This window comes from uncultured Spongiibacter sp. (assembly GCF_964011655.1).
GTDB classification, from domain to species: Bacteria; Pseudomonadota; Gammaproteobacteria; order Pseudomonadales; family Spongiibacteraceae; genus Spongiibacter; species Spongiibacter marinus.
The window spans coordinates 65,446-88,238 of sequence record NZ_CAXGPO010000001.1; the positions used below are offsets into that span (position 1 = coordinate 65,446).

Below are 22,793 nucleotides of genomic sequence, written 5' to 3' on the forward strand. Positions count from 1 at the left end.
ACGTGTACTGATCACAATAAAAGAAACGCCAACTGCAACACGACAAAGGCATAAAAGCCTGCCAATACATCGTCGACCATAATACCCAAACCACCGTGTACTTTTGCGTCAAGCACACGAATCGGCCACGGTTTCCAGATATCAAACAGGCGAAATAATGCGAAGCCGGCCACAACCCAATACCAACCCTGAGGCAGCAAAAACAGTGCGATCCAGAGGCCGACAAACTCATCCCAGACGATGCCGCCGTGGTCGTGCACGCCCAGGGCCCGCGCCGTTTCACCGCAAAGGTAAATGCCTAACACAAAGGCCGCGACCACCACTAAAATGTAGCTACTGGGCGGCAGGTACTGCAGCAAATACCAAAGCGGCAACGCAGCTAGCGAGCCAAACGTGCCCGGGGCCTTGGGCGACAAGCCGCTGCCGAACCCTAACGACAGTAAGTGTGTTGGATGGCGCAAATAGCTAATCGGTATCTTTTTCATAACGCCTCAAAAATGTTGGTATCCCGCAGCGGTCTCATAGACAACGCCCTCGGCATCCAGGCACTTGAGCCCGGCGCCATCGATAACTTCCCCGATGCAGTGCAATGGCAATGCTAAGGTTTTTTCCAGTGCGCGGAGGTGGGCCTGATATTCCCCAGGAACAGTAAAACAAAGTTCGTAATCATCACCGCCGGACAGGGCATAGTCGACGCCTTGCGCAACATCGCGCAACCCCATCGCCACGGGCAGCCTCTCGGTATAAATGGTGGCGCCCACGCCGCTTGCTCGCAGAATGTGACCAAGATCGGCCACTAAGCCATCGGAGATATCGACTGCCGCATTGGCTACGCCGCGCAGTGCCTGGCCTAAGGCCAAACGCGGCAATGGGGAATGGTAGCGCTGAAGGTAGCCTCGCTGAGCCTCTGTTGGCGAGAGAGTTTCAAGATAATCCAAGGCGGCTCTCGCGCCGCCCAGCTCACCGGAAACATAAACAAGGTCTCCGGGCTGCGCGCCATTGCGCAACAGTGCCTGCCCCCTGGGCACGCTGCCCATGACTTGCAGGCTAAGGCAGAGCGGGCCGCGAGTGGTATCACCACCCACCAAGGAAACGCCATAGCGCTCGGCCTCGGCGGCCAAAACGCGGCTAAACTCTTGCAGCCAACTCTCGTTAAGCTCCGGTGCAGTCAGTGCAAGCGTAAAAGCCTCAGGGCGGGCACCTGCCGCCGCCAAATCACTGATGCACACCGCCAGGGAGCGCACCGCCAGCTTCGCCGGCGCGTAGTGGCGAGGAAAATGCACCCCCTCGACCAAGGTGTCCACCGACAACACCAGTTCTTCATCTGCCGCCGGTGAGAGCACCGCACAGTCATCGCCGATGCCATGACGAACAAACGGTGTCGTCCGTGACAGGGGCTTAAAAAAGCGCTCAATCAGCGCGAATTCACCGGGGCGATTCGGCGTTGTCATCTCACTCAGCCGTCGCGCCGTTTTTTCTCAGCGCCAACTTCCAGCTCACGTGCACTCGCCGCGACTTGATCTAACACACCATTAATGTAGCGATACCCATCCGTCGCACCGAAGCGCTTAGCGAGGTTTACCGTTTCGTTGATCGCCACCTTGTAGGGCACGTCGATACGGCACAGCAACTCGTAGCAACCCATGTACAACAGGCAGAGTTCGATGGGGTCCAGGTCATCAAGCTGGCGATCGAGGTGGGGCTCAAAGGCCGCCTGCAGTTCACTCAGTTTAGCCGGAATGTTGTGCAGCAGCTCATGGAAGAAGGCCTTGTCGACATTCTTCATGTCGTAGTCAGTCTGGAACTGCGCCTCAATAACGTTTAGAGGCTGAGAGGCCATTTGCCACTGATAAAGTGCCTGCAAAGCGTAGTGTCGCGCTTTGCGACGGGAGGCCGCCAGCTGATTTTTGGCGTGTTGCTCGGGGCGATTGGCCACAATGTTACTCCAACTATAAAGAACCGGTGCGAACGAGCTGCCGCACCGTATTACCGCTCGTTAACCGCGTTTAAATCTGCTTGAGCAGGTTGACCATTTCGATGGCCGACATCGCAGCCTCTTCACCTTTATTGCCGGCTTTAGTGCCCGCGCGCTCAATGGCTTGCTCGATGGTATCGACGGTCAAAACACCAAAGGATACGGGCACATTGTACTGCATTGACACCTGCGCCAAGCCCTTAGTGCACTCACCTGCCACGTATTCAAAATGCGGGGTGCCGCCGCGAATGACTGCACCGAGTGCGATGATGGCATCGTACTTTTCAGTGGCGGCCACTTTTTGGCAAACCAGGGGAATTTCAAACGCACCCGGCGCACGAATGATCGTGATATCGTCTTCGCTAACACCGTGACGACGCAGTGCATCGCAAGCGCCTTCCAGCAGGCTTTCCACAACAAAGCTGTTCCAGCGACCCACTACAATGGCGAAAGAGCCCGCCACACCTGTAAATGTACCTTCGATTGTTTTCATAATCGTTCCTTAAATGTATTCAATAAGCCTAGCGCCGACGCCTCAACAGCGCTCAGGCAAAATCCTCGGGGCTGACAAATTCAACGACTTCCAGGTCGAAGCCTGAAATAGCGTTGTACTTCACTGGCGCGCCCATCAGGCGCAACTTGCCGACACCAACATCGCGCAATATCTGCGAGCCCAAGCCGATATTAAAGTAGGTATTTTGGTACTGCGCACTATCTCCCTGCTGGGGCGACTTCACACCGCGCGCAATATCCAGTTCGGCAAGAATATCCTGGCCCTGCTCGCGATTCGCCAACAATACCAATACGCCGCCCTGCTCCGCCAATACCGACAAACTGCGGTGCATATTCCAGCCGGTCGTCGAGCCGGGAGGCTGCGCCTGCAATAAATCGCGAACCGTAGAGCCCAAATGAACACGGGCCAAGGTAGGCTGCTCGGCGTCGATGTCGCCTTTTTGCAGGGCAAAATGCACCTCACCAGCCACTGAATCGCGGTAGGCGTGCAGAATAAACTCACCGAAGTCGGTATTGATGGTGCCGCTGCTCAGCTTTTCGACGGTCTGCTCATTAAGCACCTGATAATGGATGAGGTCAGCAATCGTGCCCATCTTAAGGTCGTGCTCGGCGGCGAAGGTCTCGAGGTCTTCGCGGCGCGCCATCGTGCCGTCCTCGTTCATAATTTCGCAGATCACACCGGTGGGCTCAAAACCGGCAAGCTTAGACAAATCACAGGCCGCCTCAGTGTGCCCTGCGCGGCTCAACACGCCGCCGGGTTCAGCCATTAGCGGGAAAATATGGCCTGGCTGAACAATGTCTTCCGCCACGGCATTGCGGGCCGCGGCGGTACGCACCGTGTGCGCGCGATCAGCGGCGGAAATGCCCGTCGTCACGCCCTCGCGCGCTTCAATAGACAGCGTAAATTTAGTACCAAAGCCAGAGGCATTGCGGTCTACCATCAGCGGCAGCGCAAGCTGCTCGCAGCGCTCGCGCGTCATTGGCATGCAAATCAAGCCGCGCCCGTGGGTCGCCATAAAGTTGATATCCTGCGGCCGCACACACTCAGCAGCCATCACCAGATCGCCTTCATTCTCGCGATCCTCGTCATCCATCAAGATCACCATCTTGCCGAGACGGATGTCCTGAATCAGCTCTTCTACTGTGCTAAATGCCATATCATTTCGCCTTCATAAAACCATTTTCGGCCAGCGTGGCCATTGTAATTCCGCCGCTATTGCCGTGATCAGCCGCCGTGTTGAGCAGGCGCTCCAAATACCGTGCAATAACGTCTACTTCCAGATTAACCCTGCCCCCAACGGCATACTGCGCAATAATCGTTTCGGCCGCGGTATGGGGCACAATATTCAAATCAAAGGTCGCCCCGTCGACACGGTTTACCGTTAAGCTTACGCCATCGACACAAATCGACCCTTTGTGGGCGATATATCGGGCTAGTTCGTCCGGCGCTTGAATGCGCACACTGATTGAGCGCGCATCCTTTTTCATTTCCACTATTTGCCCTACGCCGTCGACGTGACCACTAACGATATGCCCATCAAAGCGGCTGCTCGCGAGCATCGCGCGCTCAAGATTGACCGCAGCGCCAACACTGGCCTGGGCAAAATTGCTATGGGCCAGCGTTTCCCGGGACACATCTGCCCAAAAACCATCGCCGGGGAGTTCTACCACGGTTAAACAAACACCGCTTGTGGCAATGCTGTCTCCAAGCTTAACCTCGGCCAGGGGCAGCGAGCCGGTACGAATATACACTCGCAGGTCGCCATTGCGAGGTTGCATTGCGGCAATTTCGCCAACCGCTTCAATAATCCCGGTAAACATCAGTTTTACTCAACCTCTGCATCAACCACCTTTGGTCGACAGTGCCAACGCCAGTCACCCCCGATAGCGCGGCCGTCAATAATTTCTATGCGCTGTTTGTCGGCCATATTCTGAAGCGGCAAGGCCGCCAAACCCCGAGCCTCGCTACCCAGCATGCAAGGCGCCACGTACACAAACCAATCATCAATCAAACCTGCCTGCAAAAATGCGCCGGTCAGCGTTGCGCCGGCTTCCAGCATCACCTCGTTGCAGGCCCTCTCAGCAAGGTGTTGCAGCAGCGACTCCAGGCATACCCGGCCGCCGCCGTCCGCGGACAGGCGCTGTATCTCTGCACCAGCAGCTTGCAGCGCCGCGGCCTTCGCGCCGTGATCGCTTACCGTTGCAATAAGGACAGCGCCCCCACCTGAAAACAGCTTGGCACCCGGCGGGGTGCGCAGCTGCGAGTCCACGATGACTCGCAGCGGCTGCCGCCATACTCCACCTTGATAACCGGCCAACGGCGAGCGAAAACTGTCCGGCCGCACGGTGAGCGCGGCGTCATCGTCGATAACCGTGTCCACGCCACTGACAATGGCGCAGCTTTGCGCGCGCAGTCGCTGAACATCAGCACGCGCCTCTGGACCGGTAATCCACTGGCTTTGCCCATTGGCCATCGCCGTTCGACCATCGAGGCTCATGGCCGACTTGGCCGTCACCCAGGGTCGCCCTCCCGCAATGCGGCGAATGAAACCCCGGTTTAATGCACGGGCTTCCTCTTCCAGCAGCCCACATTCTACGTCGATATTTGCCTCGCGCAGCATCGCAACACCCCGCCCAGCCACCAACGGATTGGGGTCACCGGTTGCGATCACCACCCGCGTGACACCGGCGTTTATCAGCGCCTGAGCGCAGGGCGGTGTACGGCCAAAATGGCTGCATGGCTCGAGCGTGACATACGCCGTGCAACCTGTCGCGTCGTCGAGCTGGGCCAGCGCATTCACCTCCGCGTGCCCTTCTCCGGCGCGCTGGTGCCAACCCTCGGCCACCAGCTGCCCCGAACGGGTCACCACGCACCCCACTCGCGGGTTCGGGCTCGTTGAATAACGACCGCGATCCGCCAACTGCAGGGCACGCGCCATCGCTTGTCGGTCGCTGAGGGAGGTCATCGGGACTTACTTCAACTTATTGAGGTCGACGCCGCCAGGCTCGGCGGACAAACGGTCGATTTCGGCTCGAAATTCATCAAGATCCTGAAAGCTGCGGTACACGCTGGCAAAGCGCACATAGGCAACGTGATCCAGCGCTTTCAGCGCCTCCATCACCTGCTCACCAACGTCGCGACTGTGCACCTCACGCTCACCGGTGGCTTGCAGCCGCCGCTTGAGATCGCTGATCTCCGCTTCAATGCTCTCAACACTGACCGGACGCTTCTCCAGCGCTTTGAGAATACCAGAGCGCAGTTTCTCCTCGTCGAAAGGTTCGCGGGAGCCGTCCGTCTTGATCACTTTTGGCATTAACAGCTCAGCGCTCTCGTAGGTCGTAAAGCGCTCGCTGCATGAAAGGCACTCGCGCCGCCGACGCACCTGACCACCCTCAGCCACCAGGCGAGAATCAATCACTTTGGTATCGTCGAAACTGCAAAATGGGCAGCGCACAAAAATGGCCCTCCAAAAACGCAGAATTCTAGCAGCTCCGCTACTTCAGTGACAGTACAAGCACAAAAACCAACCGCGTTATGCTGGCGATTAGGGCTTGCGATACCGGGCGGCAACGCTAAAATCGGATATTTGTAGCATAAATATAAATAACGCAGGGATCCCGCGTGTCAAAAACAAACCGTAATCACCTCCTCGGCCTGTGCCTGCTGAGCCTGGCCGCCACGACCTCCTTTGCCCAAAACAGTGCCTTTGACGACACTGAATTCGGCGACTTCGCCGGATCCTTGAGCGCAGAGTTTGCCGAGTTCGAGGCCGCTCAGACACAGGAATGGGATAGCTTCGTCAGCGAAATTCGCGCTGAGCACGACGCGTTTATCGCTGATTTAGAGCGCTACTGGGGCAATGAAACCGAGAGCAGCGACCGCAGCAAATGGGTGGAGTACGCAAAGAATCGCCGTATTAAACGCACCGTCGACTTTGAAAAGAATCAAATTCGCATCTCCGTGCTGGGCACACCGGCCCCTGAGGAGATGCAGCGCATCGTCAACCAGCAGTTACAAGCCGCGCTGGAGACGCGCAGCGACCAGGCGAACCAGGAATACCCCATTGTGGCACGCATGCAGGAAGCGGCTTCAGCACCGAAACTGCCACCTGTGCCCGTGGTAGCGGAGCTCAAAGAGCTCAGCGGACAAAAAACCGCCCCCAAAGCCGCCGTAGCATTGGCGAAAAAAGCCAAGATCGATGTTGTTGAGATTAAGCCGGCACCCGCCAAAAAGAAGGCAACCGCACCAAGCAAACCTAAGCGCAATAGTACAGCGCCCGCACCCGTACCCGCACCCAAGGAAACCAAAGCCACCGTCGCGGTGATCGACCTTTCCGAGAGCTGGCCGGTGCGCCGCGCCCGGAAATACAGCGATGCAGTCACCCGCTTTGCGGCAGAAATGGACATTCCCCGCTCACTGGCCTTTGCCATCATGTATACCGAAAGCAGCTTTAACCCGGTCGCGGTGTCGCCGATCCCGGCCTACGGATTAATGCAAGTGGTACCGGGCAGTGCTGGCCGTGACGTGACGAAACTGCACTTCGGCAAAGAGCGCTTACTTTCCCCCGACTATCTGTTTACCGCCGACAAAAACATCGAGGTCGGCATCGGTTATCTCAATATTTTGGATAAGCGCTACCTACGTAAAATTACCGACCCGCTGAGCCGAAAATACTGCACGATTGCCGCCTACAATACTGGGGCAGGCAACGTCGCCAAGGCATTTACCGGCAAACTCAACATTTCCAGAGCGTCGAAAATCATCAATGAGATGTCGCCCGACGAGGTCTATAACACCTTGCGCACCAAGCTGCCCTACGAAGAAACGCGCAAGTACATCAAAAAAGTGACCGCCGCCGAAAAACAGTTTATGAGCTTGTAACGTGGATAAAGTCGAACTTCACAATCAAAAAATTAGCGCTATCACTAACCGGCTACCCACGTGGTTAGTGTCGTTGGTCTTGCTGTTTGTCGGTCTCGGCAACTTTACCGACTCGATAGAGCTGATGAAAAACGTGTATGAGTCAATTTCCAGCAAGTTCAGCAACCAAGTGGAATACGACCGCACCCGGCACGTGCGCGCAGGGTTAAACCTGGCCTATGTGCAAGATTATATTGGCGAGCCGCAGCTCCTGAAGGAACTTGAGGGCGGCCTGCAAGTGCGCTACTACATTGATGAGAAATACCTTATTTCTCTGTACACGCAGGGCGAGCGCGTGAGCGCGTATTTAATTTTTGCCCGCGAAGACCATTTCCAGCCGGACATGCAGGGCATGAACGAACAGTCGCTGGGCGACAGCTCATTATTCCAACTTCGCCAGAATACCGACCGCGTTGCCTTTGAGCACTCGCGCAACATCGCCTACTTTCTGGAAAGCAAAGAAGTTAACTTCGGCGGCGGCTATCTCACGAACAGCTATTTAGGCTGGGTAAATTATGCAGCGCAGTTTGGCCCCAGCCCATCGCCGCAGCTCGGCGCGCTCTACGATGCAGAAATGCTCGGCGAAAACAGCGCAGGCAAATTAACAGCCGCCCGCGAGCATATACGCCCCAATGCCTTTGGCTATGGCGAGCTGAGCATTGAGCAACTTCAGCGCGGGTTACTTACCAGTGCCGAGCTGAGGTTCTTCGACTAATGACTAACGGAATAAACTGGAAACGAAGCCTCGCAGGCGTACTGCCACTCACCCTGGCGGCCTGCTTGAGTGGCAACACCCAGCCGCAGAATACTGCGATCGCCTCCGGGCTTTCTTCACCGACACTGCCGTCAAGTAAGGACATCGCCTACGATGACCAAGACCTCGTGTCGCTATTCACCCACGCCAGCCTGCGGCGACATGAAGGCGATTACCGGGGAAGTAACCAAGCCCTTGAGCGCGCCTATCAACGCAGCGAAGAACTTTACACTCAACGGCTAAGCGAGTTTGGCAGCGCGAGCTTGCGCAAACCCGGCGCCCTGCCCTATCGACCCAATTCACTTGAAGTTGGCTTTATCAGCTACCTGAAGGCGCTCAACCATTTCGCCACCGACGCAGACCGACTGCCCTTGCAGCAAAGGGAAGCCGCAGCGGTAGAAATGCGTCGCCTCGATGTACTGCAAGGCGAAGCGCGCTTTCTCCAGGACATGGGCTTAGACAGCGACAAAAACCGCGACCTGGCACAAATGGTGGTATCACTGTTCGCCGAACGCACGAACACCGAGTTAAGCCAGGGTATTGTCGATGTACAAAGCCCCTGGCTGTATGTCGTTTCTGGCATCGTCTTTGAAATCAATCAAGACCTGGACAGCGCCAGAATCAGCTACCAACGCGCCCTGGATGCGCTGCCAGAGGGCGACCTTTCGCCGCCGCACAGCAATGTAAAAGTACTCGCTGAAGAGGGCGGTCTGCGCTGTATGCAACAACTCGGCGCAAGCGATCAAGCCATACAAGAGTCTGCCTTTGCCGCACTGGCGCAAGACGGCGCGCCAACAACCAATAGCTGGCTGATTGAACATCTCGGCACACTTCCGACGAAAGCCCCTCTGGAAATGCTACTCACCGCCGACAGCATTCAACAGCGGCTGATCCTACGGCCAATGATTCGCGGCACAGATGCAGAAAAACGCCAGCAAAAGCAGCAATTTGCTGGACTGTCACTGCTGTACAGCAGCCCCTACAAAGATGCCATTGTCGTCGAGCTCGGCGACAACTGGAGCGCACTGGAAAGTCTCGGCCTTACCGACACAATCGGCGGCGGGATCCGTCTGTTTCTCGACTATTTCTCGGAGCCACAGCCTCACCGCGCCGCTAAAGTCATTGGTGAAAACGGCGCGTTACTGCAAAGCGTTGAACTGGCCGATATCGCTGGCGATCTCCAACGCTACCAGACCCTCACACTGAAACGCCGCTTCGAGGAAGCACTGCTGCGCGAAGTCAGTAAATCCGCGGGCTATAAATCGATGACCGGCGGCATTAAGTTACCGTTTTCGCTCGGCGGTGCGCTGGCCACGTTCACCGCGGGCGCCGATTTACGCCAGTGGCAGCTTCTGCCAGCCAAGATACGCATCACGCCACTTCCAGCAGATTTAGCGGGCCGCCAACTTACTATCACGCGCGGCGACCGCGCTAACTCGCTGACGGTTCCCGCTGACAAGCGCCTAATCAGCATTGATCACTACTGAGTCAAATCATGATGACCTTTCGCTCTCTTACTACCTTTATTCTTTCAGCGCTGCTGTGCGCCTGTGGAAGTAGCAACGTTAAACGCATGGAAAACGGCAGCCAACCCGCATTAACCGATCGCTGGAATGCCACCGACTCGCAACTTGTTGCCGAGGCGCTGATTAGCGACATGCTGAGTTTTCCCTGGGCGAAATCAAGGGCGGACGGTTCACTACCTGTGATTGCGATTCAGCACATCAGCAATCGATCCCACGAGCAAATTGCAGTGGAAACCTTCATCAACTCGATCAAGCGTGAGTTGTTGCGCAGCGGTAAAGCCGAGTTTGTGGTGACCGGCGCAGAGCGCGAGCGTGTGCGCGACGAGAAGCTCGACCAGGAAATGTTTGCCAGCATGGAAAGCGCCGTTGAACTCGGCGAAGAGACGGCCGCCGGCTATGCACTGAGCGGTGTTATCACCTCATTAGTAGACCAGCTTGAGGGACAGCGCACGACCACCTACCAAGTCGACCTAAAACTGATTGATCTTAAGAGCAACCGCGAAGTTTGGAACGGTCAGAAACAGATCCACAAATACAGCAAACGCGCGAGATTCGGCCTGTGAAGCATCCACTTGTAGCCGCCAGCAAGCTCGCCGTCGCCAGTTTACTTATTGCCTGCAATACCGCGCTCGCCGCCGCGCCAGACTGGGTTAACCAACCACCCCAGCGCAAGGGTTTTGTATTCGGTGTTGGCGCGGCCGACCTCTCACTTGGTCACGCAGCTGCCAGCGAGGCGGCCAAGCTCGCAGCTCGCAATGAAATCGCCAGCAGCCTTAAGCTGCAAATTGGATCAGAGCTAACTCTAAACAATATCTCCGACGAATCCGGCAGTCGCAGCGAGTTTAACAACAACATTCGCATCCGCGTTCCCGACGTCGCCCTCTCCGACATTCGCATCATCAAAACTGGGGAGGTGGCAGAGCACCAAAGCTTATACAGTTTGGCCGAGCTGGACTTGGCAAAGGCTGCGGAGCGCGTCGCCAGTGAAATTCGTTCACTGCTCGCGCAAACCTCCCCAGCCATCGACAGCACTTCGCTAGCCACTGCTCTGCGCGGCCACTACCGCGCGCTAGAACGCCAGCTCAATTTTCAGTCATTGCTGTCCCAGTATCGACTACTCGACGGCAAACAGCCGTTTAACGATAGCGCACTCAACAATGACGCCGAGCGGGCACTGAAATTTTTCGACAACTTGCTGATTCACATAGCGCCAAAGGATGAAGACAGCAAAAAAGTGGCGCGGAACATCGCCTCAGAACTGGCCGCGAAAGGCCTACAGGGCAGCGAAAGCGCTACGCAAGCGAAGCTTCAGCTGTCCATGAACAGCCAGAGAAGGACGATGGAGCGCAATGGCGCGCATTTTTGCCGGATAAAAACTGATGCGACACTCAGCGCGAATACACAGCATTTGAGCGCCGCCAGTCGCTCGGCAAAAGCGGTTTCCGGTGACCCTGAAATTGCCTGCCAGAAGGCCGCGGAGAAGCTCAGTAAAGTTGTCGCCGCCGATATCATGAACACATTTTGGAACACATTAAAATCACCGTCACCAAAGTAAAACTAAGACGGATAACACCACATAGAGGGTAAGTGAGATGACGAGAAAGGCCTCGGCAATTGCACTGGCAGCCGCAATACTATCAAGCGGCGCACTGGCGCAAGAGCAAGATCAACGAGCGAGCTTTGGCGACGATGCTAGCTATAACTACTTTGGCGGCGTATCTGTCGGTTACAAATATCAGGAGCTAGAGGCGGACACGATCCGCGATGCCTATGTGAAAACCGTCGGCCTCAATATTCTGCAGTTCGAATGGTTCCCCGAGCAGGCGACCTGGATGCAAAACGTTAGCTGGCTGGCAGCAGTGCGCCCCAAGCTGAGCTACGAAATGACACCCGGCGACAGCGCGGAACAAGATGAAATCGCCCAGGCCTCGGATTCAGAAAAAGAAGGATGGACACGCTTCGTTGCCGACCTCAGCATCGACCCCTTCCAGCTCTTCGGCGGCGAGAAGACCAATCACCGCATCGATATTAATTACGACGTACAAACATTTTTGATTACGGTGCAAGCAACACGTGATTATTTTTACGTAGAGGATAACGACGCCAAGCTGCTCACCGCCGGTGATAAAATTGACGTCAACACCACTTTTAAAGAAGCGGTGATCGGCTATAGCAACGAACCCTCACCGGGCCAAAGTTTTATGATGGGGCTGTTCTCGGTGGACTATGAGAAGCCCGTTTCCAGCGATGTATCAACACCCATAGAAGCCATTTATAAGGGCGAGTTTGAGGCTACCGGCCTGTATCTGGGCGGATCACTGCGCTTCTTCGGAAACCTGGATGTCAGCCTGCGCTACGACTTCACCTTCGACGCGGAAGCAAATGTAGACGGCGGCAAATCGCTGACTCGCGACGAGTTCGGTATCGAAGACAGTATTGAGTACGAGTCATATACCCTCAATGCCGTTTATGACCTAAGCAAAACACGAGTAAAGCTGCCAATGGAGCTGCGCTTCAACTACACCCAACGCCAGTTCGACGCCTTTGTTGAGGGCTCTACATTAAACGACGACCGTATTTTCGGTGTGTCACTGGTCGGCAGCTTCACGCTATAAGAGGGGACACAGCCATGAAAAAATTTAATATTCTAGCGTCAGCGGCTGTAGCCCTTGGGCTCAGCCTCCAGGGCTGCGTATTTGACGAATCAGGTACCGAGTACAAAGAACCCAACGCCAATACCGAGCCCGTCATTAACCTGAATTACGACCCGCAACTATCACTGAACACCTACCTTACGTTTGAGGACGACAGCGCGGATATCGCTGTGACGTTTGGCTCACAGGAATTTCGCTTTCCCGATCGCTCGGAAATGCGCCTGAGAGGATTCGGCGACTTTGAAACGGATCGCGTCTGGAAGACCTCCGTCATCGAAGATTCGCGTGGTATCAAGACCCTGCGCCTGGGCTACTATGTCGTGACACCGAATAGCAACGACATCAGCGCGCCAATTTTCCATAACTTTGCCAAGGACAGTCGCGGCAACATCTACTTGACTGAAACCGCCGAACAACTCAAGTCAGACCTGGGTGTAGCGCCCTTCAGACAGCCTCAACCCGCCCTGCTCTTCCCCGCCAAGGTTGAAGTTGGCGACAGCTGGGTAGCCGGCCCCACCATCGTACCGCTGTTTTACAACTTCAGCTCAGGCACCGGCTGGACGGCAACCCTCATTGACGATGATGCGACAGCGCCGATCAGCGGTGAGAAGAACTGCATCGTTATCAAATACTACGGGGAGCGCTTTTCCTACTATCTGTATTTGAAAAATGGCCTCGGTGTTGTTGAGTGGACCAACTCCTGGGAAGAGGGCCAGGACGGCACGGTGGTACCTATCAACGGCTGGGCGCGCAGCAAAAATGGTGACGGTACCACAGCTATTGACTACACCGACTTCGGTTGGTCTTTCGATGACAGCAACCCCGTTGGCGCAGTGCTTTACTCCATCGGCTTGAAAGTCGTCGATGGCGAGGAAGCCAACGCAGATGCTGGCACGACCTCGCCGGTCAACGATTCTGGCTACAACTTCACCCGCGTGATTGAAACCAGCGCTCCGACGTCAAACACCTACCCCGCCCTGCTCGACCTGCGTCTCCCAGACGAGCGCGGTGAGGAGCGCATCGACTTTACCGAAAGCAAATGGGATAGCCTGGCAGGCAAATACTACCGCCCACTGGTTCGCATCAGCTTTAACGGCAAGACTTATTCTGCCGACCAAAGCAATGGCAGCTTTGAGGTGGAAAAACTGTACAACCAACCCTTTGGCCCTGCGCGCCTGGCCTTTCTCGGTCGCGGCACGCTGGTCAATGAAGCAGACGCAGCGGACAGCATGGAATTTGTCGGCTTGCTGGAAGGCAACTACCTCAATGCAGGCCCCGATGGCCTGACTTCGGACTTTGCCATCTTCGGCTTGGGCCCGGACCGTCGCCTGCCTGCCGCCAAACCCGGCAGCACCTATCGCATTTACATTGGCTACGCGAACCTCAACGAGCCCTTGCGCGAGCTTTTGGAAATGGACCAGGCAAGCATTGATGAATTCAATTTGGATGAGTCCCAGCTGGGTTACACAAGCATCTGCTACGGCAATCGCACCAGCACGGACGGCCCCTGCAATAGCGGTAATGTCAGCTTTGAGATTCAAGTTCCCGATGTCGAGGGCGAGCTTGGCTTCCGCATTGGCGGCAGAAATAGCGCAGGCGAAATTAAGTCGGCCAGCCAGCTGTTCTACCTCCCCGTCAGCAAGGATGCCGGCAGCAAAGGTGCGCTTACCGCACGTTTGTATGACCAATACAGCGATGTCATTCGCGGCTCACTCGATAATAACGGCGAATTCAACACCGGTATTCTCAATGCGCTGTCGTCAATATCGCCGAGCGGCAATATCGTTAAATACAGCTATGACTTAGGTGATGGCACAGTCGTCGATGACGGTATTCCATTGGGTAATCACACCTATACACAAGACGGTGAGTTCCAAATTAAACTGACGGTTACCGACGACCAGGGCAACACCGCCACGGCGTCACGCAAAGTGGTTATCAGCAATACCGGCAAGTTGATTATTCGCAATATCGCCAACGACTTTAGCAGCGGCGCCTTCACTATCGGCATCGATAACATCGATGAACCCGATGGTTATTACGACTACTACAAATTCGTTATTCTCGACAAAGGCGAAGATGAAGTCTTTGAAGTACCGGGCGGCGTGAACTACGAAGTCGACATTATCGACAACGGTGAAGTTGTGTTCACTGACGAGCGATTTGTGGACAACGCCGAGGAAGTCGTCGTTGAGGTTGATCTGGACCAAGACTAGTTAGCAGTATTATTGCAACCACAAAAAAGCCCGCCAATGGCGGGCTTTTTTGTGCGCTTACGGTCGCGGCGTCAGCGACCCATAGCATTTACGCAACGTATTAGCGCGCCATTTCTTCGTTCAGCTCCTGCTGAGCTTGTGCGCCCTTAAATTGCTGCAAAAGCACCTCTCGGGTATCTGGCTGCACCTGGCGCTCACTCGCGGCCAACAGGTTATCAAACAGTGCCAGGGTTTTATCGCGCCCCATTGTCACCAATACACACAGGTTTTTCTTCCCGTCGATCTCAACAAACTCCACACGCTCAGCTCGTGTGCCAATCAGCGTCTGCTGGGTAAGTTGCTTCGCCACCGATGAGAAGGTTGAGCCGCTGGATACGCCGCTGGACACATCCGTGCGCTCGCGAAATACCTTGTCCAAAACTGCAACTTTCGTTTCTAGCTGTTGGGCTAAATCCGTCCGCGCATTGGCAACGGCAAGCTGGCGGTCGATCGACATATTACTGGAATACGGCACGCACTGAGCACTGGCAAAACCATCGTCGATGTAAGGATTCATCACCCACTGAGGGAGTCCACCCGCACCTTGTTGTGACTGCTGCGTATCTGCTGCCTGCTCGGTGCTTGCACACGCCGTCATTAGCACTGCGCAAGTCACACCTATTATTTTCTTCTTCATTAAGCACTCCAATATCCACGAGTAATACACATCGACACAGTCCAAATTAGGTGCCGACGTATTTCGAGTTCCTGCTCGACTGTTGCATCTCCGGCGCTCGGCAAGCAGACCAATTCATAGCAACACTCCATCTCCATTTTAGAGGGGAATGCAGCAAATGCACAGGCAAAAAAAAGCCGGGCAATGCCCGGCTTTGCAACCCAATTTACATTAAGCGTAAACGGGGTGGCGCTTACAAACCTCAAGCACCTTCGCTTTCACTTCTTCAATTTTTGCGCTGGCATCACCAGACTCGAGCGCTTCCAATACATCGCACATCCAGTTGGCCAGATCGATACACTCTGCTTCTTTGAAGCCGCGAGTTGTCACTGCCGGCGTACCTACGCGCAGACCACTGGTGATGAACGGTGAACGCGGATCGTTAGGAACCGCGTTTTTGTTCACGGTGATGTTCGCTGCCCCTAGCGCTGCATCAGCGTCTTTGCCGGTGTAAGGCTTGCCGATCAGATCCACCAACATCAGGTGGTTCTCGGTACCGCCTGAAACAATATTGATACCGCGATCGATAAAGGTCTTGGCCATCGCTTTTGCATTGGCAACCACCTGCTTTTGGTAGTCGACGTACTCAGGGCTCATTGCCTCTTTAAAGCTCACCGCTTTAGCGGCAATCACATGCATCAGCGGACCACCCTGACCACCTGGGAAAACGGCAGAGTTCAGCTTCTTCTCAATTTCTTCGTTGGCTTTTGCCAGGATCAAACCGCCACGCGGACCACGGAGGGTTTTGTGAGTCGTGGTGGTTACCACGTCGGCAAAGGGCATTGGGTTGGGGTAGATGCCCGCCGCGACCAGACCCGCCACGTGAGCCATATCAACCATCAGGTAGGCGCCCACTTTGTCGGCGATTTCACGGAATTTCGCCCAATCGACAATGCCCGAGTACGCGGAGAAGCCCGCCACAATCATTTTGGGCTTATGCTCTAGAGCCAAGGCCTCTACTTGTGCGTAATCGATTTCGCCCGTGTCGTTGTTCAGGCCATACTGCACAGCATGATAGGTTTTGCCAGAAAAGTTTGGCTTGGCGCCGTGAGTCAAGTGACCACCCGCATCCAGGCTCATACCCAGCACTGTCTCACCTGGCAGCACCAACGCTTGATATACCGCTGCATTTGCCTGTGAGCCCGAGTGAGGCTGAACATTTGCGTAGTCAGCACCAAACAGTGCCTTGGCGCGCTCAATGGCCAGAGACTCTGCTTTATCCACATACTCACAACCGCCGTAGTAGCGCTTGCCAGGATAGCCCTCGGCGTATTTATTGGTCAGCGCCGTACCCTGAGCTTGCATTACGCGGGGGCTGGTGTAGTTCTCGGAAGCAATCAGCTCGATGTGCTCTTCCTGACGAACCTCTTCTTCCTGGATTGCAGACCAAATATCGTCGTCGAAACCAGCTATCGTCATCTCTTTGTTAAACATAGAACCCCCGCAAGGCAGATACAGGCTAAGAAAAGCCGCGCATTGTACAATAAACGCGCGCCGCCGGCACCGTTTTAGGCCGCCAACTTTGTTACGCAGAGCGGTAGCGACTTAGATTCTTCGAATTTGCACTCTACAGCGCACCAACGCTCAGCTATGATGTCGCCAGAGAAACTGGAAATACTCATATGAATCAAACAGATATGCCGCCCCAGCAAATTAAGCTACACAAGAAATCACGCCTGCTGGAGCTCCGCTACGCCGACGGCAGTCACTACCAGCTCAGCTGCGAATTTTTGCGTGTCTTCTCACCCTCGGCGGAGGTACGCGGCCACGGGCGCGGCCAGGAGGTATTGCAAACTGGCAAATTGAATGTGGAGATCCGCGATATTATTGCCGTCGGGAACTATGCGATTCAGCTGGTGTTCGATGACGGGCACGACAGCGGGATATACTCTTGGCGCTACTTGCGAGAACTCGGCGAAAATCATCAGACCTTATGGGAAGGCTATCTCGCAGAGTTGCGGGCGGCAAATGCCAGCCGCGACCCAGATGAGCAAGTCGTCACACTCGTCGACCCAAACAAGGGCTAGGGCCGGTTCGCACTAATTACGTAGTGTGAACAGCCCCTAGTCGAAATCAGTCTCTCAGGGAGATGGCCGGACGGAGATTAACGCCGCCATCTTCCTCCAGGATACCAATGTTCATTCCCGTCGTATTTTCAACAACGACAACGGGCGGCTGAAAACGGGGACGACGAATAAACTTGATCTGCCAGCCAAAATTTTCAATACGACGCAGTGACGTTCGCTGCAGCTCAGTAAGCAGCTCAGAAAGGTTGTGAGGCACAGGTTCCGCACCAACACGCTTTTCTTCAATCATGGCCGCACTCCCTCCAATTTAACGCCGAGTTTCATACCCCAACATTAATAAAGGTGCAGTGCAGCGACTACCGCGGATTCACCCTATTGACAGACGGCGAGGCAAGCCCTACAAATTTTCTTCAGCAAACGCCGCTAACCTAGATCGTTCTATGCCATTTACATGCATCACCCCGGCGTGGGCGAAATGCTTACTTTTCTCGACTAAGTAAGTTAGCCCGGAAGTAAGCGGCGAAATATATTTGTTGTCGATTTGTGCCAGGTTTCCCAGCACCACGATCTTCGAGTTAACCCCCACCCGAGTGATAATCGACTTAAGCTGAAACTGGGTTAAGCCCTGCGCCTCATCGATGACAATATAGGCATTGTTGAACGAACGACCGCGCATAAAGTTTAGTGACTTAAACTGTATATTGGCCTTGTCTTTAACATACTCGATGCTGCTGTAGGGCGACTCATCCCCCCCGTGTAACACCTCGAGGTTGTCATCAAAGGCGGCCAACCACGGCGCCATTTTTTCTTCCTCGGTGCCAGGCAAGAAGCCGATATCTTCGGCAATTGGCGGCGTCGACCGCGCCACAATCAACTTGTCATAACGCTTTTCTTCAAGTATCGCGTGCAAGCCATAGGCCAGTGCGATTAGGGTTTTACCCGAGCCAGCCGGACCGGTGAGCACAGTCATATCAATATCCGCCTGGGCGATGAGAAAAAATGCCATCGCCTGCTCCATGTTACGCGGCGTGAGGCCCCACAGGCTTTGGTGCATTAACTGCTCAGGGCACAGATCCAATAACTCAACCCGGTCATCATCTACCGCTCTCACCAAACCGGCAAAGCCGCTGTCATCGTAGATGAACTGATTGATATGCACATGGGGAAGCACCGACCTGCTTAAAACATGCAGGGTTTGCGGCCCCTCCCGCAGGGTTTCCACACTGTCGACCTGGTCCCAGAATCGCCCGGCCAGGTGTTCATAGCCCTTCGCCATATACTGGATATCATCCAGCACCCGATCCCGCCGGTAGTCCTCAACATTTTCCAGCCCTGACCCCTTGGCCTTCAAACGCATGTTGATGTCTTTGGTTACCAAACAAACGTAGGCCTTTGGGTTTTTCACCTGTAAGTGCAAGGCAACGTTAATAATACGGTTGTCGTTCGCCTGCTGCTGGCTGCCATCCAGATAGGGAGCCTCGGTATCGTGACTGATTAATTGATCGGGAAAGATCGCCAGAGAGCCCGCAGCCTCGCCTTCACGCGTCGCCGGGATCGGCACCCCCTCCTGAATCTGCTTGGGGCTGGCCTTGAATAGAATTTTATCAATCGCATTGATCGCAATGCGCGCCTCACGGCTTACGTCCTTGTCACGCCGGTCCTTAATGTGATCAAGCTCTTCGAGCACCGTCATCGGCACGACCACACGGTGCTCATGGAAAGCACTCAGGGCCATCGGGTCATGCAATAGAACATTGGTATCCAGAACAAAGATTTTTTCCATCAGGGGCTCTCTACTGGCTGCAAGAAACAAATCGGGCCGTTGCTCAGTCGCGCGACGAGCAACGTGGTGAGGATGTTTTGAGGAAGAGAAGACGGCGGCATGACTGCCCCCGCATAGCGGCTACCAAGCCTACAACTGATGGCCCATCGGGCCTTGTCGGAATGGGGCAAACGGCTGCTCCAATAAGGACATGCTGTCTTGAATATTAAAAGCTGCCGCGGTGATGTCAACTAAATCTGGTGCCCAATGCGCCCATAACCTCGGCGAGCAAGACGCGGCGGAGGTTTTCCGCTACCCTATCGCCCCTTTCTCAGACCGAAAGCCAAGGTATCTCAACACCATGCTCGACCAAAACGCCCTGCAACAGCTAAAGCAGCTGAAAACCGACATCATTGAAAGTAAGGATCAGGGCGAAGGTGAGGTACGCGGCAGCCAGCGCCGCTTCGGCTTTGTGCGCCTAGATGATGGTCGAGATGTGTTTCTCCCCCCCGACGAGATGCTGCGCGTATTTCCCGGCGACCGGGTAAAGGTCAATGTGTTGACCGATGACAAGGGCAAGTTTAAGGGCGAGCTGGAGAAACTGGTCAATAGCCCTCTGACAAGTTTTACAGGCCGATACATCGTTCGTGGGCAGGGGCACTTTGTGGAGCCCGACCTGCCCCGCTTTAATAAACTGCTCTTCATCCCGCCTTCTGAGCGCAAAAAAGCGCAACCCGGGGATTACCTGCACTGCAAAGTCCATCGCCACCCCTGGAAAGATGGCAAGTCTCAAGTAAAAGTACTGAGTAAAATCGGCAGCCCCGAAGACGCTGGCGTAGAGGGCAAGTATACCCTGTGTAAATTTGAGCTGCCTTTTGGGTGGCCCGCCGAGGAAGAGCTCATCGACAGCCGCGCAAACCAACGTGAGGACCTGCGCAACACGCCCTTTGTAACGATTGATTCTGCCAGCACGCGAGATATCGACGATGCGATCTACGCAGAGGCCAACGACGCCGGCTGGACGTTGCAAGTCGCGGTAGCCGACCCCGGCGCTTACATTGACGCAGGCAGCGAATTGGATCGCGCCGCCCAGCAGCGCGCGAGTACGGTCTATCTACCAGGGTGCACTCAGCCCATGCTGCCCGAGCGCATCAGCCAAGACCTCTGCTCACTGGCAGAAGATGTTGAGCGCGCCGCCCTGGTTTGTAGCATGCAAATTAGCCAAAGCGGCGAAATCAAAGATATTGCTTTCTCAGAAGCCCTGATTCGCTCCCGTGCAAAACTTAGCTATGACGACGTCGCCGCCCACTTGGCAGGAGGCCCTCAACTGCCTCACGCCAGTATTGAGGCGCTACATCAAGCCTGCGGGGCGTTGCGCAAGTGGCGTGAAGAAAATGCCCTGATCATGCCTGAGCAAGCAGATTTTCACTATGACTTGGACGAGCAGGGCCGCATCACCGCCATCGTCCGCCAGGATCGCAATGACGCCCACCGCTTGGTAGAAGAATGCATGCTCGCCGCCAACCGCAGCGCCGCATTATGGCTGCGCGAAAAGCGCGGCACCGACCGTGCTTTATACAATGGTCACGCCGGATTCAGAGAGGAACGCCTCGAGAGTATCGGCAAGCTGGTCGACCACGCCCTGCCAGAATATAGCGACGTGTCGGTTCAGGAACTCGACGGCTACCGGCGCGTATTGAGCGCCGCGTCTAAGGCAGATAGCCCACTGCCGCTGCGCAGCATTATGGCTCGCATGCTTCAGCCGGGGGAGCTTAGCGCCGAACCACGCCCACATTTTGGGCTGGGCTTCGATTGCTACAGCACCTTCACCTCGCCGCTGCGTAAATACAACGACTTGGTTGTGCAGCGCTGCATTCGCGCCTGTCTGGACAACAGCAGCGGCGGCGACTTGAGCGACGATGCCATTGCTCAACTGCAAGAAAAACTGCGCAATGTGCGCCAAGCCAGCCGGCAAATGGAACAATGGCTACAGTACCAGTATCTGGCCAAACAGCCCTCGGAGCAGACCTACGCGGGCCACATTGCCCACCTCAATGGCGGCGGCTTTACCGTCGAGCTCCACGATAGCGGTATCAGCGGCTTCGTTGAGGCTCGATCGATTCCGGAAAAGCTCAGTTTCGACGCCGACACCCTGCGCCTTTATAACGATCAGCAAAACTATCAACTGGAACAGGCAGTTACGGTGAAAGTGGCCGAGATCGACCCCTTCCAGCGCAAGTTACTGTTCACAATAGCCTGAGCACCAGCGCGAGTGACGCCCCTTAAAACTCCGCGTGCCTCGGTACGCGGGGGAAGGGAATCGCATCGCGGATATTGTCCATGCCGGTGATGTAATTCAACAGCCGCTCAAAACCCAGGCCGAAGCCAGCGTGAGGCACGGTACCGTAGCGGCGCAGGTCACGATACCACTCCAGCCCTTCCAACTGTTGATCCTTCATGCGTTGATCGAGAACGTCCAGGCGCTCTTCACGCTGGCTGCCGCCGATAATTTCACCAATGCCCGGTGCCAGCACATCCATGGCAGCTACCGTTCTGCCATCGTCATTCAGGCGCATGTAAAACGCTTTTATATCTTTCGGGTAGTTACTGACGATTAGCGGCCCACCCACATGTTGCTCACAAAGATAGCGCTCGTGCTCGGATTGCAGGTCTCGCCCCCATTCCACCGGGTAGTCAAAAGAGGCCTTCGCTGATGTGAGTATTTTCACCGCCTCGGTGTAATCCATACGCGCGAATTCACGCTCAGACACCGCCTGCAAGCGCGACAGCACCGTGTCGTCGATATACTGATTAAAGAAGGCCAAGTCGTCTTCGCAGTGCTCCAGCACCTGCTTAATCAGGTAGCGCAAAAAATCTTCTGCCAAGGCGGCATCGTCGTCAAGGTTGGCAAAAGCCACCTCGGGCTCAACCATCCAAAACTCAGCCAGGTGCCGGCTGGTATTTGAGTTTTCCGCGCGAAAGGTCGGCCCAAAGGTATATACCTTGCTCATCGCCAGGCAGTACGCCTCGGCATTGAGCTGCCCCGATACGGTAAGAAATGCCTCCCGGCCAAAGAAGTCCTGACTGAAGTCGACGGCGCCGTGGGCATCGCGAGGCAGGTTTTGCAAATCAAGCGTGCTGACACGAAACATTTCTCCGGCGCCCTCACAGTCACTGGCCGTTATCAGCGGCGTATTAATCCACTGAAAGTCGCGCTCAAAGAAGTAGCGGTGCACCGCATTGGCCAGCACCGTGCGCACACGCGTGATCGCGCCAAAGGTATTGGTACGCGGGCGCAGGTGCGCCACCCCACGCAGGTATTCAAAACTGTGACGCTTTTTGGCGATAGGGTAAGTATCGGGGTCGTCGACCCAGCCGTAGACCTCGATCTCCTCCGCCTGAATTTCCACGCTCTGTCCTTTACCCTGAGAGGCGACTAGCGTACCGACAACGCGCAGCGAACAGCCGGCCGTTAAGCGCTGCACATCCGACTGGTAATTAGCCAACTCGCCCGGCGCCACCACCTGCAAGGCGTGCTGGGTCGTGCCGTCGTTCACCGCCAAGAAAGAGAAGCCACCCTTGGAGTCACGACGACTGCGCAACCACCCCTTTATCTCGACCGTTGCACCCAGCTCTACGCTACCACTAAGTAGCTTTTTAACCGACGTTCCCAGCATATCCCTCCCCTGAACGCGTCATAACCGCGCAATTTCTCAAGCAATAAAGCAAA

The 22,793-nt window shown here is 55.4% G+C and carries 22 protein-coding genes; 9 read left to right on the plus strand and 13 right to left on the minus strand.

Annotated features, from left to right (window positions below):
• Nucleotides 1-11 precede the first annotated feature (11 nt).
• The 8 genes from ABNS66_RS00310 to nrdR form a co-directional block, all read right to left on the minus strand.
• Nucleotides 12-485: a phosphatidylglycerophosphatase A gene (locus ABNS66_RS00310; RefSeq protein WP_286695130.1), complete on the minus strand. Its 474-nt coding sequence runs from the start codon at nt 483-485 to the stop codon at nt 12-14.
• Nucleotides 486-491: 6 nt separating this feature from the next.
• Nucleotides 492-1,451 (minus strand): thiamine-phosphate kinase, encoded by a 960-nt coding sequence (thiL, locus tag ABNS66_RS00315; protein WP_286839803.1) that lies wholly within the window; start codon nt 1,449-1,451, stop codon nt 492-494.
• Between the two features lie 5 nt (nt 1,452-1,456).
• A complete protein-coding gene (gene nusB, locus ABNS66_RS00320) occupies nt 1,457-1,936 on the minus strand; it encodes a transcription antitermination factor NusB (protein WP_286695132.1) in 480 nt (159 codons plus the stop codon).
• A gap of 70 nt (nt 1,937-2,006) precedes the next feature.
• Entirely contained in the window at nt 2,007-2,468 is a 462-nt protein-coding gene (gene ribE, locus ABNS66_RS00325; RefSeq protein WP_027873186.1) for a 6,7-dimethyl-8-ribityllumazine synthase, read from the minus strand.
• 52 nt (nt 2,469-2,520) lie between these two features.
• The gene (gene ribBA, locus ABNS66_RS00330; RefSeq protein WP_204994712.1) at nt 2,521-3,645 is read right to left on the minus strand and encodes a bifunctional 3,4-dihydroxy-2-butanone-4-phosphate synthase/GTP cyclohydrolase II; all 1,125 of its coding nucleotides are present in this window, start codon (nt 3,643-3,645) and stop codon (nt 2,521-2,523) included.
• 1 nt (nt 3,646) lies between these two features.
• Entirely contained in the window at nt 3,647-4,309 is a 663-nt protein-coding gene (locus tag ABNS66_RS00335; RefSeq protein ID WP_286839800.1) for a riboflavin synthase, read from the minus strand.
• A 5-nt stretch (nt 4,310-4,314) separates the two neighbouring features.
• On the minus strand, nt 4,315-5,454 hold the full coding sequence (ribD, locus tag ABNS66_RS00340) for a bifunctional diaminohydroxyphosphoribosylaminopyrimidine deaminase/5-amino-6-(5-phosphoribosylamino)uracil reductase RibD (RefSeq protein ID WP_286839797.1): 1,140 nt from the start codon (nt 5,452-5,454) through the stop codon (nt 4,315-4,317).
• 6 nt (nt 5,455-5,460) lie between these two features.
• Nucleotides 5,461-5,943 carry a transcriptional regulator NrdR gene (nrdR, locus tag ABNS66_RS00345; protein WP_027873190.1) on the minus strand — a complete coding sequence of 161 codons (483 nt, stop codon included), beginning with the start codon at nt 5,941-5,943 and terminating at the stop codon, nt 5,461-5,463.
• Nucleotides 5,944-6,110: 167 nt separating this feature from the next.
• Here nrdR and ABNS66_RS00350 point away from each other — a divergent pair, with 167 nt between their 5' ends.
• From ABNS66_RS00350 to ABNS66_RS00380, 7 genes are read left to right on the plus strand one after another with little or no spacing between them, the layout of a single operon-like run.
• Nucleotides 6,111-7,370 (plus strand): transglycosylase SLT domain-containing protein, encoded by a 1,260-nt coding sequence (locus ABNS66_RS00350; protein ID WP_286839795.1) that lies wholly within the window; start codon nt 6,111-6,113, stop codon nt 7,368-7,370.
• A gap of 1 nt (nt 7,371) precedes the next feature.
• Nucleotides 7,372-8,124 carry an ETEC_3214 domain-containing protein gene (locus tag ABNS66_RS00355; protein ID WP_204994715.1) on the plus strand — a complete coding sequence of 251 codons (753 nt, stop codon included), beginning with the start codon at nt 7,372-7,374 and terminating at the stop codon, nt 8,122-8,124.
• Nucleotides 8,124-9,650, plus strand: a complete 1,527-nt coding sequence (locus ABNS66_RS00360) for a hypothetical protein (RefSeq protein ID WP_286839792.1) — start codon at nt 8,124-8,126, stop codon at nt 9,648-9,650. The genes ABNS66_RS00355 and ABNS66_RS00360 overlap by 1 nt, the downstream gene beginning before the upstream one ends.
• Nucleotides 9,651-9,658: 8 nt before the next feature.
• Nucleotides 9,659-10,252: a penicillin-binding protein activator LpoB gene (locus ABNS66_RS00365; protein ID WP_286839789.1), complete on the plus strand. Its 594-nt coding sequence runs from the start codon at nt 9,659-9,661 to the stop codon at nt 10,250-10,252.
• Nucleotides 10,249-11,244 (plus strand): LPP20 family lipoprotein, encoded by a 996-nt coding sequence (locus tag ABNS66_RS00370; RefSeq protein WP_286839786.1) that lies wholly within the window; start codon nt 10,249-10,251, stop codon nt 11,242-11,244. The genes ABNS66_RS00365 and ABNS66_RS00370 overlap by 4 nt, the downstream gene beginning before the upstream one ends.
• Before the next feature lie 37 nt (nt 11,245-11,281).
• Entirely contained in the window at nt 11,282-12,304 is a 1,023-nt protein-coding gene (locus ABNS66_RS00375) for a hypothetical protein (protein WP_286839784.1), read from the plus strand.
• A gap of 14 nt (nt 12,305-12,318) precedes the next feature.
• The gene (locus ABNS66_RS00380) at nt 12,319-14,559 is read left to right on the plus strand and encodes a PKD domain-containing protein (protein ID WP_286839782.1); all 2,241 of its coding nucleotides are present in this window, start codon (nt 12,319-12,321) and stop codon (nt 14,557-14,559) included.
• A gap of 100 nt (nt 14,560-14,659) precedes the next feature.
• Here ABNS66_RS00380 and ABNS66_RS00385 read toward each other — a convergent pair whose 3' ends face one another.
• Together ABNS66_RS00385 and glyA are read right to left on the minus strand one after the other, a co-directional pair.
• Nucleotides 14,660-15,235, minus strand: a complete 576-nt coding sequence (locus tag ABNS66_RS00385; protein WP_286839780.1) for a hypothetical protein — start codon at nt 15,233-15,235, stop codon at nt 14,660-14,662.
• A 210-nt stretch (nt 15,236-15,445) separates the two neighbouring features.
• Nucleotides 15,446-16,708: a serine hydroxymethyltransferase gene (gene glyA, locus ABNS66_RS00390; RefSeq protein WP_204994727.1), complete on the minus strand. Its 1,263-nt coding sequence runs from the start codon at nt 16,706-16,708 to the stop codon at nt 15,446-15,448.
• A 188-nt stretch (nt 16,709-16,896) separates the two neighbouring features.
• On the opposite strand from glyA, the gene ABNS66_RS00395 reads away from it, so the two are divergent.
• The gene (locus tag ABNS66_RS00395; protein WP_286839778.1) at nt 16,897-17,301 is read left to right on the plus strand and encodes a DUF971 domain-containing protein; all 405 of its coding nucleotides are present in this window, start codon (nt 16,897-16,899) and stop codon (nt 17,299-17,301) included.
• A gap of 46 nt (nt 17,302-17,347) precedes the next feature.
• Here the strand turns inward: ABNS66_RS00395 and ABNS66_RS00400 are convergent, their stop codons facing one another.
• Complete coding sequence (locus tag ABNS66_RS00400; RefSeq protein WP_286695143.1) at nt 17,348-17,590, minus strand: hypothetical protein; 243 nt, start codon at nt 17,588-17,590, stop codon at nt 17,348-17,350.
• Between the two features lie 108 nt (nt 17,591-17,698).
• On the minus strand, nt 17,699-19,084 hold the full coding sequence (locus tag ABNS66_RS00405; RefSeq protein WP_286839777.1) for a PhoH family protein: 1,386 nt from the start codon (nt 19,082-19,084) through the stop codon (nt 17,699-17,701).
• A 223-nt stretch (nt 19,085-19,307) separates the two neighbouring features.
• Here ABNS66_RS00405 and ABNS66_RS00410 point away from each other — a divergent pair, with 223 nt between their 5' ends.
• Nucleotides 19,308-21,323, plus strand: a complete 2,016-nt coding sequence (locus ABNS66_RS00410) for a VacB/RNase II family 3'-5' exoribonuclease (RefSeq protein WP_286839775.1) — start codon at nt 19,308-19,310, stop codon at nt 21,321-21,323.
• 22 nt (nt 21,324-21,345) lie between these two features.
• On the opposite strand, the gene asnS is transcribed toward ABNS66_RS00410, so the two are convergent.
• Nucleotides 21,346-22,740: an asparagine--tRNA ligase gene (gene asnS / locus ABNS66_RS00415; RefSeq protein ID WP_286839773.1), complete on the minus strand. Its 1,395-nt coding sequence runs from the start codon at nt 22,738-22,740 to the stop codon at nt 21,346-21,348.
• Between the last annotated feature and the right edge of the window lie 53 nt (nt 22,741-22,793).